Here is a 16,380-nt window from a genome sequence, read left to right on the forward strand (position 1 = left end):
TTCTTCAGGAGCCCCCGTGGCCCGCCTCTTCGACGCCTACATCATCGCCAACTGGACCGCCGCCGAGGGCAAGAAGCTGGGCGAACAGACCCTGTGGATCGGCGTCGCCAAGCGCGACGTGCGCTTCCGCCTGTATGCCGAGACGCATAACGTCGCCACGCGCGCCGAGGGCGAGAAGCTGATCGCCGACCTGCTGGCCGAACACCGCAAGCGCGGCGACCGCGTGCTGGTGGGCTTCGACTTCGACTTCGGCTTCCCGGCCGGGACCGCCGCGCGACTGAAGCTGGACGGCCGCCCGTGGGACGCCATGGGCAAGTTCCTGGCCGCCAACATCGTCGACAAGGCCGACAACTCGAACAACCGCTATCAGGTCGCGGCCAAGATGAACCGCCTGATGACGGACGAGCCCTGGCCCTTCTGGGGCGCGCCCGCCAGCCAGGCCCAGCGCTGGCTGACCACGACCAAGCCGCCCGAAGGCGCCGGCGCCGACATCCCCGAGTTCCGCGCCACGGAACTGGCCGCGCGCAAGGACAAGCTGCCGCCCAAGAGCGTCTGGCAGATGCACGGCGCCGGCGCGATCGGCGGCCTGACCCTGGTCGGCGTTCCCATGCTGCGCCGCCTGCTGGACACTCTGGGCGCCTCGGCCGCCGTCTGGCCCTTCGGCACAGGCTGGCGCGAACTGACCGAGGCCGACATCGAGCCTCTGTCGGCCGTCGTCGTCGAAGTCTGGCCCGCCCTCTATGAAGCCAGGCGCGGCGTGAACGCCGAGGGCGTCAAGGAATACAAGACCCAGGCCCAGGTCCGCGCCGCCGCCGAAGCCTTCGCCCGCATGGACGATGCGGGCGACCTGCAGAAGGCCTTTGCACCGCCTGCCGGCGCGGACGAAGCCCTGATCGCCCAGGTCGAAAGCGAAGAAGGCTGGATCCTGGGGGTCTGAGTCCTCCTTCTTCCCTTGTGGGAGAAGGAAGAGGTCAGCCGATCAGAACTCTTGCCGCCGCCCGCGCTTCATCGGTGATCTCGGCGCCGGACAACATCCGCGCGATCTCTTCCTGACGCGGGCCTTCCTCCAGCACGTCGATGGAGGTCCGCGTATGGCCCTCGACGTCAGCCTTGCGGACCTTCCAGTGGGCGTGGCCGCGCGCCGCGACCTGCGGGCTGTGCGTCACGACAAGCACCTGCGCCCCGCGCGACAGGCGTTGCAGGCGTCCGCCTACGGCCTCGGCCACGGCGCCGCCGACGCCCTGGTCCACCTCGTCGAAGATCATGACCGGCTGGCGCTGGTCCTCGCGGCTGGCCAGAGCCGCCTTCATCGCCAGAGCGAAGCGCGCCAGTTCCCCGCCCGAGGCCACCGTATCCAGCGGGCCGAAGGCGGTCCCCGCGTTGGTCGCCACCTCGAACCGCACCGTCTCGACGCCCAGCGGGCCGCGACGCCCCTCGATCAGCTCCAGCGTCACCCGGAAGCGGGCGCGCTCCAGCTTCAACGGGCCGAGTTCGTCCATGACGGCGGCGACCAGCCGGTCCCCCGCCGCCTCGCGCGCTGAGGTCAGCAGCAGGGCCGCCACATCATAGGCCTCTATCGCGGCGGCGACGTCGCGTCGGGCCTTGGTCAGAGCCTCTTCCCCGTCCTCGATCAGACGCAGTTGTTCACGCAGGCGCATCCGGAGCGCCGGCAGAGCCTCAACCGGGGTGTTCAACTTGCGAGCGGCGGCGCGCAGGGCGAACAGCCGCTCCTCCGCCTTGTCCAGACGGCCCGGCTCAAAGTCGAAGGCGTCGGCGGCGGCGTCGACGCAGGCCACGGCCTCGGTCGCCTCGACCAGGGCGCGGTCGACCGCTTCAGCAGCCAGACCCAGTTTGGCGATGATGGGGTTTTCCCCCTCGGCGCCCGCCTGCACGGCCCGTTGGCGCGCATGCTCCACCGCGCGCAGGGCTGAGGCCAGTCGCTGGCTCAGTTTGTCGCCGCCCAACAGGTTGCGGGCGTCCGCCAGATCGGCCACCGCCTTTTCCGCCGCGCCCAGAATGGCGCGCTCGCCCGCCAGTTCCGTCTCTTCATCGGGCTTGGGATCCAGGGCGTCGAGATCGGCCAGATTCAGCGCGATCTCCTCAGCCTTGGCCGCAGCCTCGGCGGCGGAAGCCTCCAGTTCATCCAGACAGGCCTGCGCCGCCTTCAGACGCTCGGCCGCCCCGGCCACGCCCGACAGTTGCGGCTGCAGCCCGCCATAGTTGTCCAGCAGGGTGCGGTGCGTCTTCCAGTCCAGCAGGCCGACGGTTTCATGCTGGCCGTGCACCTCGACCAGCAGGGCGCCGATCTCGCGCAGGGCCGCCACCCCGGCCGGCTGATCGTTGACATAGGCGCGGCTGCGGCCGTCGGCCGACACCACGCGGCGCAGGATCAGTTCCTCGCCCGGCGCCGCCTCGAAGCCCCGCTCGGACAGCAGGGCGATCAGCGCTTCGTCATCCGGGGCGGTGAAGACGGCCGTGGCGGACGCCTGCTTGGCGCCGTTGCGCACCAGTCCGGCGTCGGAGCGCGCGCCTAGCGCCAGGCCCAGGGCGTCCAGAATGATGGACTTGCCCGCCCCCGTCTCGCCGGTCAGCACGGTCAGGCCCGCCTCGACCTCTAGGTCCAGGGCGTCGACAAGCACGATGTCGCGGATCGAGAGCGTGGTCAGCATGGGCGATCTGATTCGAGGTTTCGCCGCATCCTAGCCGGAAACAGAACAGGAACGCAGCGCCTTAATCACGCCCCGCGCTCCTTTCTGCGACCGGATCAGGCGCCGCCGGGGATCAGGCGTTGCAGCCAGGATTCGCGCTTGCCTTCGGGCTTGACGTCGAGGCTCTGGCCCCGCTCGTTCAGCAGGGCGTAGGCCTCCGCGTACCAGGGGCTGCCCGGAAAGTTGTGGCCCAGGACGGCGGCGTTGCGGGTCGCCTCCTCGGTCAGGCCCAAGCTCAGATTGACCTCGACCAGGCGATACAGGGCCTCGGGCGTGTGCGACGTACGCTGGAAATCGGGGTTGTTGATGACCGTCTTGTAGCGGTTCAGAGCGCCCAGGGGCTGGTTGGCCCGCTGATAATAGCGGCCGACGGTCATTTCCTTGCCGGCCAGCTGGTCGTTGACCATGTCGATCTTGACCCGCGCGTCGGTGGCGTAGGTCGAACCTGGATAACGGCGCACCACGTCGCGCAGCCCCGCCAGCGCCGCCTCGGCATAGCCTTGGTCCCGGCCCACATCGACGATCTGCTCGAAGTTGCAGACGGCCTTCATGTAGAAGGCGTAGCTGGCTGACGGATTGCCAGGGAACAGGGCGATGAAGCGGTCAGCCGCCGCGATCGCGTCCTGATAGTTGTTGTTCTGATAATAGGCGTAAACCTGCATCAGGATCGCCCGACGCGCCCACTCCGAATAGGGGTGCTGGCGTTCGACTTCCTGGAAGTAGTCGACGGCGTCCATCCAGCGCTTGGACTGCAGGCGCTGATAGCCGGTGTTGTAGAGAGCCTCGACCGGACGCTCCTCATAGGCCAGCTTCTGGCGCGGCTTGTTGCCGGCGCAGGCAGAGAGCGACAGGGCCGCGACGGCGACCGTCAACAGGGTCAGGCCGGTACGAGACTTCGAAGCGAGCAAGGGCGACCTCATCAAGATGCCTTCGGGACGCGGACACGCGACACGCGCCCTCGTTAGCAGGATGCGTCCTCTATAACAGCGCCCGCGCCCAAGCCAATCGGCTGAAATCGAAGATACGACCGGAACACGGCTGGACGCCGCCCCGTTCGCCGCCTAGAGAGCGCGTCCAGAAACGCGTCCGCGACTATTGGCGGGGCGATGACGGCGAAAGGATGACCGGTCAATGAAGCTGCTTGCAGGCAATTCGAACCGGAGCTTGGCCCAGGCCATCGCCTCGCACCTGGACATGCCGCTGACCAAGGCCCAGGTGAAACGCTTCGCCGACAATGAGGTGTTCGCCGTCGTCGAGGAGAATGTGCGCGGCGAGGATGTCTTCATCATCCAGTCGACCTCCTATCCGGCCAACGACAACCTGATGGAAATGCTGATCATGACCGATGCGCTGGTGCGCGCCTCGGCCCGGCGCATCACGGCGGTCATGCCCTACTTCGGTTACGCCCGTCAGGACCGCAAGACGGGCGGCCGCACGCCGATCTCGGCCAAGCTGGTCGCCAATCTGATCACCCGTGCGGGCGCCGACCGCGTCCTGACCATGGACCTGCACGCAGGCCAGATTCAGGGCTTCTTCGACATCCCGACCGACAATCTGGTGGCCACGCCGGTGCTGGCCCAGGACATCAAGGAAAACTATCCGCGCGGCGATGATCTGATGATCGTCTCGCCCGACGTCGGCGGCGTGGTGCGCGCCCGCTCGCTGGCCAGCCGCCTGGACGCCGACCTGGCCATCGTCGACAAGCGCCGCCCCAAGGCGGGCGAGAGCGAGGTCATGAACATCATCGGCGACGTCGAAGGCCGCCGCTGCATCCTGTTCGACGACATCGTCGATTCGGGCGGCACTCTTGTGAACGCCGCCAAGGCGCTGATCGATCGCGGCGCAACCGAGGTCTCGGCCTACATCAGCCACGGCGTCCTGTCCGGCCCGGCCGTGGATCGCGTCACCAACGGCCCCCTGAAGGAGCTGGTGATCACCGACTCCATCGAACAGCCTGACGAAGTTTTGAAGTGCTCGAAGATTCGCCGCGTGTCCGTGGCTCCGCTGATGGGCGAGGCTATTCGGCGGATCGCCAACGAAGAGTCGGTCTCAAAGCTGTTCGATTAAGGTTCGGCTAACCATTCCCTCCGCGATATAAGGGTCTGTAGTCTGGGGCGCCGCGCGCCTCGGACGCCCCTCCAAGTGCGTATCGCTTAAGAACAAGGGAAGACCGCCGATGCCCCAGGCCTTCTTGCGCCGCGGCCTCTCCGTCGCCGCTGTCGCCGCCGCCGCCGTCCTGGCCAGCTGTTCGACGCCCGAACCGGAAGCGCCGCCGCCTCCGCCTCCGCCGCCGCCTCCCCCCGCCTTGGCTCTGAATCAGAGCGTGGCTGAAGCCGCGTCAGTCTATGTGGCCTTCGTGCGTGAAGTCGGGTCGATCCAGGCCGGCTTCCCCGACGCCGAATCCATCCAGGCCGCCGTCCGCAAGGGCGCCGCCGTCGAGGCCGGCCAGTTGTCGCGCGGCATGATCGCCTATGGCGCCATCCTGGCCCTGCAATCGCCTGAATACGTCGCCAGCGTGCGCCAGTACGCCGCCGACCCGGCCCAGCGCCAGCAGATGGTGGCGCGTATCGTGGCCGATCCCGCCTACGCGGCCACCCTGCCGGGCGCCGAATCGGCCGCCGGCCTGATCGCCAGCACCATGGGCAAAGACGCCGCGACCATGACCGCCCTCGCCGAGGCGGTGGAAGGCGACGCCTACACCATTCAGGAGCGCACCGATCCGCGTCGTCGCTGGGCCACCCAGCCCGTCGCAAACCGCGACGGCCGCCTGGAAGGAGCCAAGACCCTGTCGGCCACGCCGCGCCTGCCGTCGGCCGAGGACAGCGCCCGCCTGTTCGCCGCCGCCAACAGCGGCTCGGGGCTGAACCTGGCCGCCGCTCAGCGCGGAGCCCCCTTTACCCCCGCCATCGTCAACTCCCTGGCCATCGCCGCCCTGGCGGCCCTGGGCGCGGCGGGCGAGGACGCCAAGGCCAACACCGACGCCCTGACGACCGAATCGAACAATGAGTTCTGTTTCAGCATGTCCAAGCTGATGCTGTTCCAGTGTCTGGCCGCGTCCAGGCCGAACTATGAGGACATCTTCTGCGCCGGCCGTCACGTGGTGCGCGACTTGGCCCAGTGCACGGCCCAATATACGGGCCCGATGCCGACCATCACCGTGGCCGTGCCGCCTGCGGGCGCGCCTACGCCGATGGCCCAGGCGGAAAACCAGTCCTCACCCTCCGCCTCTCCGCACGGCTGAGGTCGATTATCGCCGCGGGCGCGGCCGGGGCGGTTGCGTCCGCCCCGTGTTCCGTGTAATAGCCCGCGCTCTTGAATTCGAAGGGTTCATGACCCCGCCGCGCGGGACCCGGTTCCGCGCAGGCGTTTACTTGTATTGAAGGCGAGCCCGATGGCCGAGATCATTCTGAACGTTGATGTCCGCGAGAACGTGGGCACCGGCGGCGCCCGCGCCGCGCGTCGCGAAGGCGCTGTGCCCGGCGTCCTGTACGGCGGCGACAAGGCCCCGGTGGCCATCTCCGTGAACGAGCGTGAATTCCGCAAGTCGCTGTACACCGGCAAGCTGATCGGCCACCTGGTGACCCTGAAGCACGGCAAGGAATCGCAGCCGGTCATCGCCAAGGACATCCAGTTCGACCCGGTTTCCGACCGTCCGCTGCACTTCGACCTGATGCGCGTCGGCGCCAAGGAAGAGATCAAGATCGAAATCCCGGTCGCCTTCATCAACGCTGACGAAGCTCCCTACACCCGTCAGGGCGGCATGCTGGAAGTCGTGCGCCACACCGTCGAGATCATGGTCCGCGCCGACCGTATCCCGTCGGAACTGGTCGTCGACCTGAAGGGCCGCGAGATCGGCGAGAACATCCGGATCTCGGACATCCAACTGCCGGAAGGCGCCGCGCCGACCATCGCCGACCGCGACTTCATGATCGCTGCGATCAAGAATTCGGCCGCTGGCCAGTCGGACGCCGGCGACACCACCGTCGAAGGCGAAGCCGAAGAAGCCTGACGTTTCTTCCCCTATCGCCCTGCGCGCGACGCAGGGCTGCTTGAGGGGATTGAACAGCGAGACACAGCCCCGCCCGGTTCGCCTGGCGGGGCTTTTCTTTGCCTGAAGCACGGGGCATGAGGACCGCATGATCATCATCGCAGGCCTGGGCAACCCCGGCGCCAAATACGAAAAGAACCGCCACAACATCGGCTTCATGGCCGTGGACGAGATCGCCAACCGCTGGCGCTTCGGCCCCGCGCGCGCCAAGTTCCAGTCCATCGTCGCCGACGGCGAGGTCGAGGGGACCAAGGTCCTGCTGATGAAGCCCCAGACCTATATGAACGAGAGCGGCCGGGCCGTCAGCGAGGCGGCGCGCTTCTACAAGGTGAAGCCCGAGCACGTCATCGTCTTCCACGACGAGATCGACCTGGCCCCCGGCCGCTTCCGCATGAAGAAGGGCGGCGGCGCGGCGGGCCAGAACGGCGTGCGCAGCCTGATCAGCCACCTGGGCGCCGACTTCCGCCGCGCCCGCATGGGCATCGGCCATCCTGGCGAACCGCAGTTGGTCATGCACCACGTCCTGGGCGACTTCCATAAGGCCGACAAGCCGTGGCTGGATGCGCTGCTGCAGGCCTGCGCCGACGCCCTGCCCTTCGCGGTGAACGGCGACGACGAACGCTATCAGGGCGAAGTCATGCGCCTGGCCCCCGCGCCGAAGTTCAGCCCCAGGCAGGCGGCCAAGGGCGAATAACCCTCTCCCGCTGGGAGAGGGTCGATCAATCCGTCGTCGTCCATGCCGCCTTCAGCGTCGTCGCGCCGTTCGCGGGCACGCTCAGCGTCCACACCGGATAGCCGGTGTCGTCCACCCGACTGCGCACCGACTGGCTGCGGATGCGGAAGCCGCGCTGCATGGCGGCGTCAGCGACCAGTTCGACCGTCACGGGCTCCGAACGAGCGTTGGTGACGGTCGTCTCGACTTCGGTGCGTTCGGTCGTGACGGCGCCGCGCGTCGACCTGCCCGACTTCACCAGCCGCGTCTGTACCCGCACGTCCGGCGATTCGCCGAAGGCCAACCGCACCGGCAGCCCCACGCCCTTGTCCTCGAACCGATCCTGACCGGCCAACAATACGCCGCCCGCGCCGTCCGGCTGCATCACCGCCACCGACCCGCCCGGCAGGGCCACGCCCAGCCCGGCGCCCTCCTCGTTGCGCAGCTTCATGACGATGGCCGTAGGCTGCGCCTCCTCGTCTGCGTTCAGCACTCCGGCGCGATAGACCCGCTCATAGGTCACGCCCTCGCGCTCCAGAAAGCGCACCTGCTTGGTCTGACGCGCGGCGACCGTCGTCGGCTCAGGCAGAGTGTAGATCTTGTAGTCCCCCAGTTCGCCCTGACGCGCCACACGGCTGCCGGTGACGACGATATCGGCTGCCGCTTCCTGAACCGCCATCCGCATCATCGGAGCAGGCGCAGGCGGCGGAGGGGGCGCCGGAGGAGCCGCCCCATAGTTCGCGAGTTCGCCGGACCCAAGCGTCGTCGTCCCCTGCGGCCAGCACTGGTTCTGCTGATAGCGGACCAGCGGCTCGACCGGCGTGGTGCCCGCATCCTTCCTCAGGGTGCCCGCCACCACCTGCACCGGCGCGTCGGGGAAGCCCGTGCCGCCGAAGTTGGCCAGCGTCACCCAGCCGGTCAGATCCAGCGTGCCGTCCGTCGGGTCCAGCCGCGCCACATAGTCGGCCGACCACTGCAGCCCCGTCGTCAGATAAGCCAGCGTCACCGTGTGCCGCCCCGCCCGCTCGGCGCGCGTGCGCACCGACAGGGTCGGCTGATCGCCCAGCCCCTCGGGAATGCGGTCGAACACGACCCGCTCGGTCTGGCCCGAGCAGTCCAGCGCCTCGAACCGGCCGTCGATCTCCAGCACCGCCCCTTGGGCGCCCGCGCGGATCACGGCGGCCTTCTCTACCTGTTCGCCGGTCGCGGGATTGGTGCGGACGACGCGCACCACCTCGCCGATGGATTTCTCCATCAGGCTGGCGGGCGACAGCAGGTCGAAGTCGGCGTTGCGCTCGACCACATGGGCGGGCAGGCCTTCCAGCACCGCGCTCTGCGGCACGACGCCGGTGGCCAGTCCGCGAAAGCGGATGATCCCCTCGCCCGCCGGAAGATCGACCGTGCGCGTCTCGACGATCAGAGCCAGCCCTTGCCGGTCCAGCCTGTTCCACGACTGGCGCGACTGTTCCATCAGGGCGACCGTATCGACCGGCCGGTCGCGATAGATCACCACCGTCGCCCCATCGGGACGCGCGGACACGCTTTCCGTCTGCGCCCAGACCGTGGGCGCCAGAAGACTCAGCGCTGTTGTGATCGCCAGAAGGCGGCGCATGAGATCAGCCGCCCGTGGTGATGGTCGCGGTCAGCTTGGTCTCGCCGTTGGCGGGCACCGGCACGCGCCAGACAACGGTGCGGGCGTCGCGCATCTCGCCCTCGATGCTCTGGTCCGTCAGTTCGGTGTCGCGGCCCAGACCACGCTGGCGCACCTCGACCGTCACTGGCTCAGGCCGGGCGTTGCGGACCGTGTATTCCATCGCATAGCGGGTGCGGAAATAATCGACCAACCGCTTGGACACCCGCTCGGACGACACCAGACGCGGCTGCACAGTCACGTCGAAGGCGTCGCCTGTCGTCACCACGATCTCGGACCCGGCGGGCGAGTGGTCGACCTGGCTTTCGCCGATAAAGCGCGGCTCGCCCGCCTCATCCTTCACATAGACGCGGATCACGCCGGCCGGCAGGGCGCGCGCCGCGTTCCCCGACTCGTTGGCGAAGATGACCCCGACCTCGGCCGCGATCGGCTCCTCGGCGCTGTAGAAACCGTCGACGACCCGCAGATAGCGCTTGGTCGCAGGCACGCCCGCCGCGTCGATCAGGCCGACCTGCTTGGTCTGGTTGTTGGCGACCGTGACGGCCTCGGGCAGCGGATAGACATAGACGTCGGCCAGCGCGCCCTGCCCGCCCGACTGGGTCCCATTGCCGCGCGTATTGGACACACGGACCGGCGGACGCGGATTATAGCCGCCCTGGTTGCCGATCAGATTGACATCGCCCGCCACCACCCGCGTCTGGGCGTTGCTGAAGGTCGCGCCCGAGTTGTTGGTCAGCGTCACCCAGCCGGTCAGATCCAGCTTGCCCGCCTTTTCGTCGAAACGGGCGACATAGTCCGCCTTCCACGTCAGACCGCTGGTCAGATAGGACAGCGTCGTCTCGCGGCGACCGGCCCCCTCGGCGTCCAGCGTCACGCTGAGCGTCGGGCGCGGGCGCAGGTTCTGCGGCACCCGGTCGAAGATGACGCGCGTCGGCACGCCGTCGTCGCGCAGCACCTCGATGCGGTCGCCGATCTGCAGCACCACGCCCTGATTCGCCGCCAGTACGCGGGCGCGCTCGGTCGATTGCGCGCCCGATCCGGGGTTGGTGCGGACGATGCCGATCTCATTGCCGACAGCGCTTTCCATCAGCTTGCCCGGCGTCAGCAGGTCATAGTCGAAGTTCTGCTCGACCACCGACAGACCGCGCCCCGACAGCCCCACCGTCTCGGGCCGGATGCTGGCCGAAACGCCCGGAAACTCCTGACGCGAACGGCCGGCGGGCACGTTCAGGTTCCGCACGTCCTCCACCAGGGCGATGTTCTGATTATAGACGGTCAGAGACACGCGGTCGGGACCGCCTGGCCCCTCCTCCACCTGTTGCGCGACTGCGGGCGCCGCGAGAAGCAGGGCGAGAGCGAAAGGTCCGATGGCGCGGATCATGCGTATCCTCGATGACTGTCCGACCGCTACGCTGGCACGGGAAAAGCGGCATTGTCGAGGCGTCGCGCGACCCCGCGTCGCCCCCGGCCGGTCTAGCTTCCCCGCGTGGGAAGGCTTAAGGGTCAGGCATCGTGACCCACTCTCAGGCAGAAAACTGGTCGACCTGGCGCTCGCTGGCCTTCCTGGCCGCGACGTTCGCCATCGTGATCGGCAGCCTGATGCCGTTCGCGGCGCTGGCGGCCTCCACGCCCGGCCAGCCCATCGTCATCTGCTCGGCCGACGGTCCCCAGACCATCCAGTCCGGCGGCGTCGACGGCCCGATCAAGGAGCATATGGGGGCCAAGTGCGCCGCCTGCGTCATGCCTCTGCTGGCCGCCCTGCCCGCGCCCGCCGCGCCGGAACCGGCGCCGGTCGTGCGCCTGGCCCAGGCCGTCGTCTACACCCCCTTCATCGCCAGCCCTCCGCCCCCGGCCCGCGCCCCGCCGCGCCCGCCGTCGCGCGCCCCGCCTCACGCCTGAAAACCAGACCCATCGACGCCGCGCGCCTGCTTGAAGGCCTGCGCGGCCGTACATCTGTTTTCAGGATACAAATTCCATGTCTCTCAAGACCGCTGCGGCGCCGTGCGCCCTGCTGATCGGCGCCTGCCTGGCGCCCGCCCTTGCTCACGCTGACAGCCTTCCGAGTGGTGACAGCCCTACCGTCGTCGACAGCATCATCGTCACCGGCCGCCGCAACGCCGAAGACCCGACCGTCGTGGCCGAAGCGCGCGACCGTCTCAGCCGCACCCCCGGCGCCGTCGCCGTGGTGTCGGCCGAAAGCTATTCCGATCGCTTCGTCCAGGGCTTCTCCGACACTCTTCGCAACGTGCCCGGCGTGTTGGCCCAGAAACGATACGGCGAGGAAAGCCGCCTCTCCATCCGCGGCTCGGGCATCGCCCAGGGCTTTCACCAGCGCGGCGTCCTGTTCGCCCAGGACGGCGTGCCCTTCGCCGACGCTGACGGCTTTTCCGACTTCCAGAGCGTCGATTCCCTCAGCGCCCGCTATGTCGAGGTGTGGAAGGGCGCCAACACCCTGCGCTTCGGCGGAGCGCAACTCGGCGGTGCCATCAACCTCGTCACACCGACCGGCCGCACCGCCCGCCAGCGCGCCCTGATGCAGGTCGAGGGCGGCAGCTACGGCTTCGTGCGTGCACACGGCGCCGTCGCCGAGACCTATGGCGACTGGGACGTCTACGCCGCCGCCACGGCCATGCAGGGCGACGGCTGGCGCGACCACAGCAAACAGTCGCAAGGCCGCCTAACCGTCAATGCGGGCCGTTCCTTCGGCGAGGACCGCGAGGTGCGCCTGATCGCCCAGGCCGCCGACATCAAACAGGACATGCCCGGCTCCCTGACCCTGGAAGAAGCACTGAACAAGCCGCGCAAGGCCTCCGCCAGCGCCCTGTCCGGCGATCAGGCCCGCGATCTGACGGTCAAACGGCTGACGCTGCAGACCCGCTGGCGCTTCAATGAATCCACCCTGTTCGAGGGCGCCGTCTGGGGCTGGGAGAAGTCGCTGTACCACCCGATCTTCCAGGTGCTGGATCAGGACAGCGCCACGCGCGGCGCCTTCGCCCGCATCGACTGGACGGGCAATGTCGGCGGCCTGCGCGCCGACGCCTTCTACGGCTTCTCGTGGCGCGAGGGAGAGGTCGAGGCCCTGCGCTATGTGAACCTGGCGGGCCAGCGCGGCGCCAAGACCGCCGATGCGCGTCAGGAAGCCTCTGGGCTGGACGTCTTCGCCGAGGGACGGCTGTTCGTTACCGACCAACTGGCCCTGGTCGCGGGCGGCTCATGGGGGCGCGCCACGCGCGACTATCTGGACCGCATGACCCCGGCCAATAACGCCAGCCGAGACTATGAGTGGTTCTCGCCGCGCATGGGCCTGTTGTGGGAAGCGGAAAGCGGCGCCCAGGTCTTCGCCAACCTGACCCGCTCGGTCGAGCCGCCGACCTATGGCGCCCTGGTGCAGGCGCCGCTGACCGGCTTCACCCCGGTCGAGGTTCAGGACGCCTGGACCGGCGAGATCGGCACGCGCGGCCGTCATGGCCCTCTGGCCTGGGATCTGGTCGCCTATCGCAGCCGGATCGAAGGCGAGATGCTGAACTTCATCACCAGCCCCGACATCCCCGCCGCCACCTTCAACGCCAAAAAGACCATCCACCAGGGGATCGAGGCCGGGCTGGACTGGACCCTGCCGCTCGAACTAGCGGACGGATCGCTGATGCTCCGTCAGGTCTATAACTGGAGCGACTTCCGCTTCGACGGCGACGCGCGCTGGGGCGACAACCGCCTGCCGGTCGTGCCGCAGCATCAGTATCGCGCCGAGCTGACCTGGCGCCACCCGACGGGCGTCTTCGTCACCCCGTCGGTCGAGTGGCGGATGTCCAGCCCCTATGTCGACTACGCCAACACCATGAAGGCGCCGGACTACGCCGTGCTGGGCCTGACCGGCGGATTCAACGTCAACGCCAACACCTCGATCTACATCGACGCGCGCAACCTGACCGACAAACGCTACGTCGGCGAGTTTTCGGCCGTGACAGACGCAAGCCTGGCGCAGACGGCCGTCTTCTTCCCCGGCGAGGGCCGTTCGATCTCCGTCGGCCTGCGGATGGCCTATTGATGGGCCGTTCCGCCTTAATACAGGCCAAGGCGCCGGACGTGATGTCCGGCGCCTATCGGGCCGTCTGGCGCTGGCACTTCTACGCCGGGGTGCTGGTCATGCCGTTCCTGATGCTGCTGACGCTGACGGGCGGACTCTATCTGTTCAAGGACGAGATCGACCACGTCCTCTATCGCTCCATGATCGAGATTCCGGCCCGTTCGCAGCAGGCCGATCCCGATCAGTGGCTGGCCGCCGCCGCGCTTGCAGGCGAAGGCCGGGCGGCGAATGTGTTGGTCCCTGACCGCGCCGATCAGGCCGTGCGCGTCCGCGTCGACCGGCCCGACGGCGCCAAGCGCACCGTCTTCGTCGATCCGCATACGGCCACGGTCACCGGCGTCACCGCCTATGGCGGCGTGACCGAGACGATCAAGAAGCTGCACTCCCTCAGCCTGTTCGGCGGCCCGATCGGCACAGCGCTGAACATTCTGGTCGAGATCATCGCGGGCTGGGCCATCATCCTGTGCGCCACCGGCCTCTATCTGTGGTGGCCCCGACGCCGCACCGGCGCCGTGCTGCGGCCGCGTGAGACGGACGCCCGCCGCCGCCCCTTCTGGCGCGATGTCCACGCCCTGACGGGCTTCTATGTCGGCGGGGTGATCATCTTCCTTGCGGTGACAGGGATGCCGTGGTCGGCCGTCTGGGGCGATCAGTTCATGGGCGTCATGCGCGGCACGGGTCTGGGCCGTCCGCCTGCGCCCGCCGCCGCCAGCCCCTGGAGCCACGCCAAGCCTCACGACGCCCCGGCGGGCGTGGGCTGGACGCTGGAGAACGCCGTCCTGCCCGCCGATAGCCACGCGGCGCATGGACACGGACATGATCACGGCCCGGCCGTCGCCCCCAGCCTGAACCGCGTGCTTCAGACGGCGCGCGAACAGGACCTGCCCCGCCCCTTCACCGTCAGCATCCCCCAATCCTCCGAACTCGCCTGGACCGTCGCCCGCCAGACCCGCAAGGCCGAGGACGCCCGCAGCCTCTATGTCGACGGCGCCAGCGGAGCGGTGAAGGCCGACCTGCGCTGGAGCCAGTTCGGCGTCATGGCCAAGAGCTTTGAGTGGGGCATCGCCGTCCATCAGGGAATGCAATACGGCTGGATCAACCGCATCGTCATGCTGATCGGCTGCATCGCCGTCTGGCTGCTGGCGATCAGCGGGCTGATCATGTGGTGGAAGCGCCGTCCGCCCAGCCTGTCGCGCGGCCTTGTCGGCGCCCCGCCCCCGCCGCCCGACCCCCGCGCGCGAATTGTCGTGCTTTGCATCGTCATCCCCCTGTCCATCCTCTATCCCTTGACGGGACTGAGCCTCGTGGCCGCCCTGCTGCTCGACCGAGCGGTGCGTGCGTTCGCCGGGTCCAAGCCCGTCGCAGCCTCTTGATAAGGAGCTTCAACATGAAACGTCTGTTCGCCCTGACCGCCCTGTCGGCCGCCACCCTCGCGCTCGCCGCCTGCGGCCAGCCCGCCGAGAAGTCGACCGAAGCCGCCAAGGACGCCACAGTCGCCCCCGGCACGGTTCAAGTCGCCGACGCCTGGTGCCGCCCCACGCCCAACGGCGCCAAGGTCGGGGGCTGCTACCTGACCCTGACCGCGGGCTCCGACGACCGTCTGGTCAGCGTCTCGACCGCCCTGGCCCAGTCGGCCGAGGTGCATGAGATGAAGATGGAGAACGGGGTCATGAGCATGGGCCACCTGGCCGACGGTCTGCCCCTGCCTGCCGGAACCCCGGTCGAGCTGAAGCCCGGCGGCAATCACATCATGCTGATGGGTCTGCGCGATCCGCTGGTCGACGGCGGCGTCGCCTCCTTCACCCTGACCTTCGAGAAGGCCGGTCCCATCGGCGTCCACGCGGCCGTCAAGCAGCCGCCGGTGGTGGATTCGGAGGAGTAAAACCCTCTCTTGGCGGCGCGAGCCTGACAAACCGGCCCGAACCGGCTAAAGGCTCGCGCTCACGAGGAATACCATGGCCCTGAAAGTCGCGATCGTCGGCTTGCCCAACGTCGGCAAGTCCACCCTGTTCAACGCCCTGACCAAGACGGCGGCGGCCCAAGCGGCCAACTATCCGTTCTGCACCATCGAGCCGAACACCGGCGACGTGGCCGTGCCCGAGGCCCGGCTGAACGCCCTGGCCGCCATCGCCGGGTCGAAGGAGATCATCCCCGCTCGCATCACATTCGTCGATGTGGCCGGTCTGGTGCGCGGCGCCTCCAAGGGCGAGGGTCTGGGCAACCAGTTCCTGGCCAACATCCGCGACTGCGACGCCATCGCCTTCGTGGCCCGCTGCTTCATCGACGACGACATCACCCACGTCGAGAACCGCATCGATCCCCTCTCCGACCTCGAGATCATTGAGACCGAGCTGATGCTGGCCGACCTCGAGAGCCTGGAGCGTCGCCGCGTCCAGATCGAGAAGCGCGCCAAGGGCGGCGACAAGGAATCCCAGCTCAACCTGAAGCTGATCGACGCCGCGCTCGAAAAGCTGCGCGACGGCAAGCCCGCGCGTCTGGCCGAGGTGTCCAAGGAAGACCGCAAGGCCTGGGACATGCTGCAACTGCTGACCGCCCTGCCCGCCCTCTACGTCGCCAACGTCGAGGAAGGCTCGGCCGCCGAGGGCAATGAGCTGTCGGCCAAGGTCGCCGAGCGCGCCAAGGCGGACAACGCCCAGACCGTGGTCATCTCGGCTCAGATCGAGTCCGAGATCGCCGTGCTGGACGACGCCGAACAGGCCGAGTTCCTCGAAACCCTGGGTCTGGAGGAGCCGGGCCTGAACCGCCTGATCCGCGGCGCCTACGACCTGCTGGGCCTGCAGACCTATTTCACCGTCGGGCCGAAGGAAGCGCGCGCCTGGACCATCCCCGTCGGCGCCACGGCGCCGCAGGCGGCGGGCGTCATCCACACCGACTTCGAAAAGGGCTTCATCCGCGCCGAAACCATCGCCTTCGACGACTACGTCGCGCTGAAGGGCGAAGCGGGCGCCAAGGAAGCGGGCAAGATGCGCGCCGAAGGCAAGGCCTACGTCGTCAAGGACGGCGACGTCATGCACTTCCTTTTCAACAACTGACGTCATCATGCGGGGCGGCCAGAAAATCTGACCGCTCTCGCAGAAAAACTGAAATCCCATTTCGCGGCGAGCTTTGCTAAGGCTGGTGTGAATCGGCGCGCCTTGCGTCGAAAGCTCCCGGGGA

At 68.3% G+C, this 16,380-nt stretch carries 14 protein-coding genes; 10 read left to right on the top strand and 4 right to left on the bottom strand.

Annotated features, from left to right (window positions below; all coding sequences use genetic code 11):
• Positions 1-16 precede the first annotated feature (16 nt).
• Positions 17-937 (top strand): cobalamin biosynthesis protein CbiG, encoded by a 921-nt coding sequence (locus ACWGL1_RS05750; protein WP_452111433.1) that lies wholly within the window; start codon positions 17-19, stop codon positions 935-937.
• A gap of 34 nt (positions 938-971) precedes the next feature.
• On the opposite strand, the gene recN is transcribed toward ACWGL1_RS05750, so the two are convergent.
• On the bottom strand, positions 972-2,669 hold the full coding sequence (recN, locus tag ACWGL1_RS05755; protein ID WP_452111434.1) for a DNA repair protein RecN: 1,698 nt from the start codon (positions 2,667-2,669) through the stop codon (positions 972-974).
• 95 nt (positions 2,670-2,764) lie between these two features.
• On the bottom strand, positions 2,765-3,628 hold the full coding sequence (locus ACWGL1_RS05760; protein ID WP_291776244.1) for an outer membrane protein assembly factor BamD: 864 nt from the start codon (positions 3,626-3,628) through the stop codon (positions 2,765-2,767).
• A 211-nt stretch (positions 3,629-3,839) separates the two neighbouring features.
• Between ACWGL1_RS05760 and ACWGL1_RS05765 the strand changes: the two genes are divergently transcribed.
• From ACWGL1_RS05765 to pth, 4 genes are all read left to right on the top strand, one after another.
• Positions 3,840-4,775, top strand: coding sequence for a ribose-phosphate pyrophosphokinase (locus ACWGL1_RS05765; protein ID WP_291776246.1), 936 nt, complete (start codon positions 3,840-3,842; stop codon positions 4,773-4,775).
• A gap of 109 nt (positions 4,776-4,884) precedes the next feature.
• Positions 4,885-5,949, top strand: coding sequence for a hypothetical protein (locus ACWGL1_RS05770; protein ID WP_452111435.1), 1,065 nt, complete (start codon positions 4,885-4,887; stop codon positions 5,947-5,949).
• 150 nt (positions 5,950-6,099) lie between these two features.
• Positions 6,100-6,717: a 50S ribosomal protein L25/general stress protein Ctc gene (locus ACWGL1_RS05775; protein WP_343831250.1), complete on the top strand. Its 618-nt coding sequence runs from the start codon at positions 6,100-6,102 to the stop codon at positions 6,715-6,717.
• 127 nt (positions 6,718-6,844) lie between these two features.
• Positions 6,845-7,450, top strand: a complete 606-nt coding sequence (pth, locus tag ACWGL1_RS05780) for an aminoacyl-tRNA hydrolase (RefSeq protein WP_452111436.1) — start codon at positions 6,845-6,847, stop codon at positions 7,448-7,450.
• A 25-nt stretch (positions 7,451-7,475) separates the two neighbouring features.
• Here pth and ACWGL1_RS05785 read toward each other — a convergent pair whose 3' ends face one another.
• Positions 7,476-9,080, bottom strand: a complete 1,605-nt coding sequence (locus ACWGL1_RS05785; RefSeq protein WP_452111437.1) for a DUF4139 domain-containing protein — start codon at positions 9,078-9,080, stop codon at positions 7,476-7,478.
• Between the two features lie 4 nt (positions 9,081-9,084).
• Positions 9,085-10,500 carry a DUF4139 domain-containing protein gene (locus ACWGL1_RS05790; protein WP_291776256.1) on the bottom strand — a complete coding sequence of 472 codons (1,416 nt, stop codon included), beginning with the start codon at positions 10,498-10,500 and terminating at the stop codon, positions 9,085-9,087.
• A 131-nt stretch (positions 10,501-10,631) separates the two neighbouring features.
• Here ACWGL1_RS05790 and ACWGL1_RS05795 point away from each other — a divergent pair, with 131 nt between their 5' ends.
• From ACWGL1_RS05795 to ychF, 5 genes are all read left to right on the top strand, one after another.
• The gene (locus ACWGL1_RS05795) at positions 10,632-11,018 is read left to right on the top strand and encodes a DUF2946 family protein (RefSeq protein WP_452111438.1); all 387 of its coding nucleotides are present in this window, start codon (positions 10,632-10,634) and stop codon (positions 11,016-11,018) included.
• Between the two features lie 76 nt (positions 11,019-11,094).
• Positions 11,095-13,164 (top strand): TonB-dependent receptor family protein, encoded by a 2,070-nt coding sequence (locus tag ACWGL1_RS05800; protein ID WP_452111439.1) that lies wholly within the window; start codon positions 11,095-11,097, stop codon positions 13,162-13,164.
• A complete protein-coding gene (locus ACWGL1_RS05805; protein ID WP_452111440.1) occupies positions 13,164-14,576 on the top strand; it encodes a PepSY-associated TM helix domain-containing protein in 1,413 nt (470 codons plus the stop codon). The genes ACWGL1_RS05800 and ACWGL1_RS05805 overlap by 1 nt, the downstream gene beginning before the upstream one ends.
• A gap of 14 nt (positions 14,577-14,590) precedes the next feature.
• The gene (locus ACWGL1_RS05810; RefSeq protein WP_452111441.1) at positions 14,591-15,085 is read left to right on the top strand and encodes a copper chaperone PCu(A)C; all 495 of its coding nucleotides are present in this window, start codon (positions 14,591-14,593) and stop codon (positions 15,083-15,085) included.
• Positions 15,086-15,158: 73 nt separating this feature from the next.
• Positions 15,159-16,256: a redox-regulated ATPase YchF gene (gene ychF, locus ACWGL1_RS05815; protein ID WP_452111442.1), complete on the top strand. Its 1,098-nt coding sequence runs from the start codon at positions 15,159-15,161 to the stop codon at positions 16,254-16,256.
• Positions 16,257-16,380 lie beyond the last annotated feature (124 nt).

The sequence above is a fragment of the Brevundimonas sp. NPDC055812 genome, assembly GCF_053616535.1.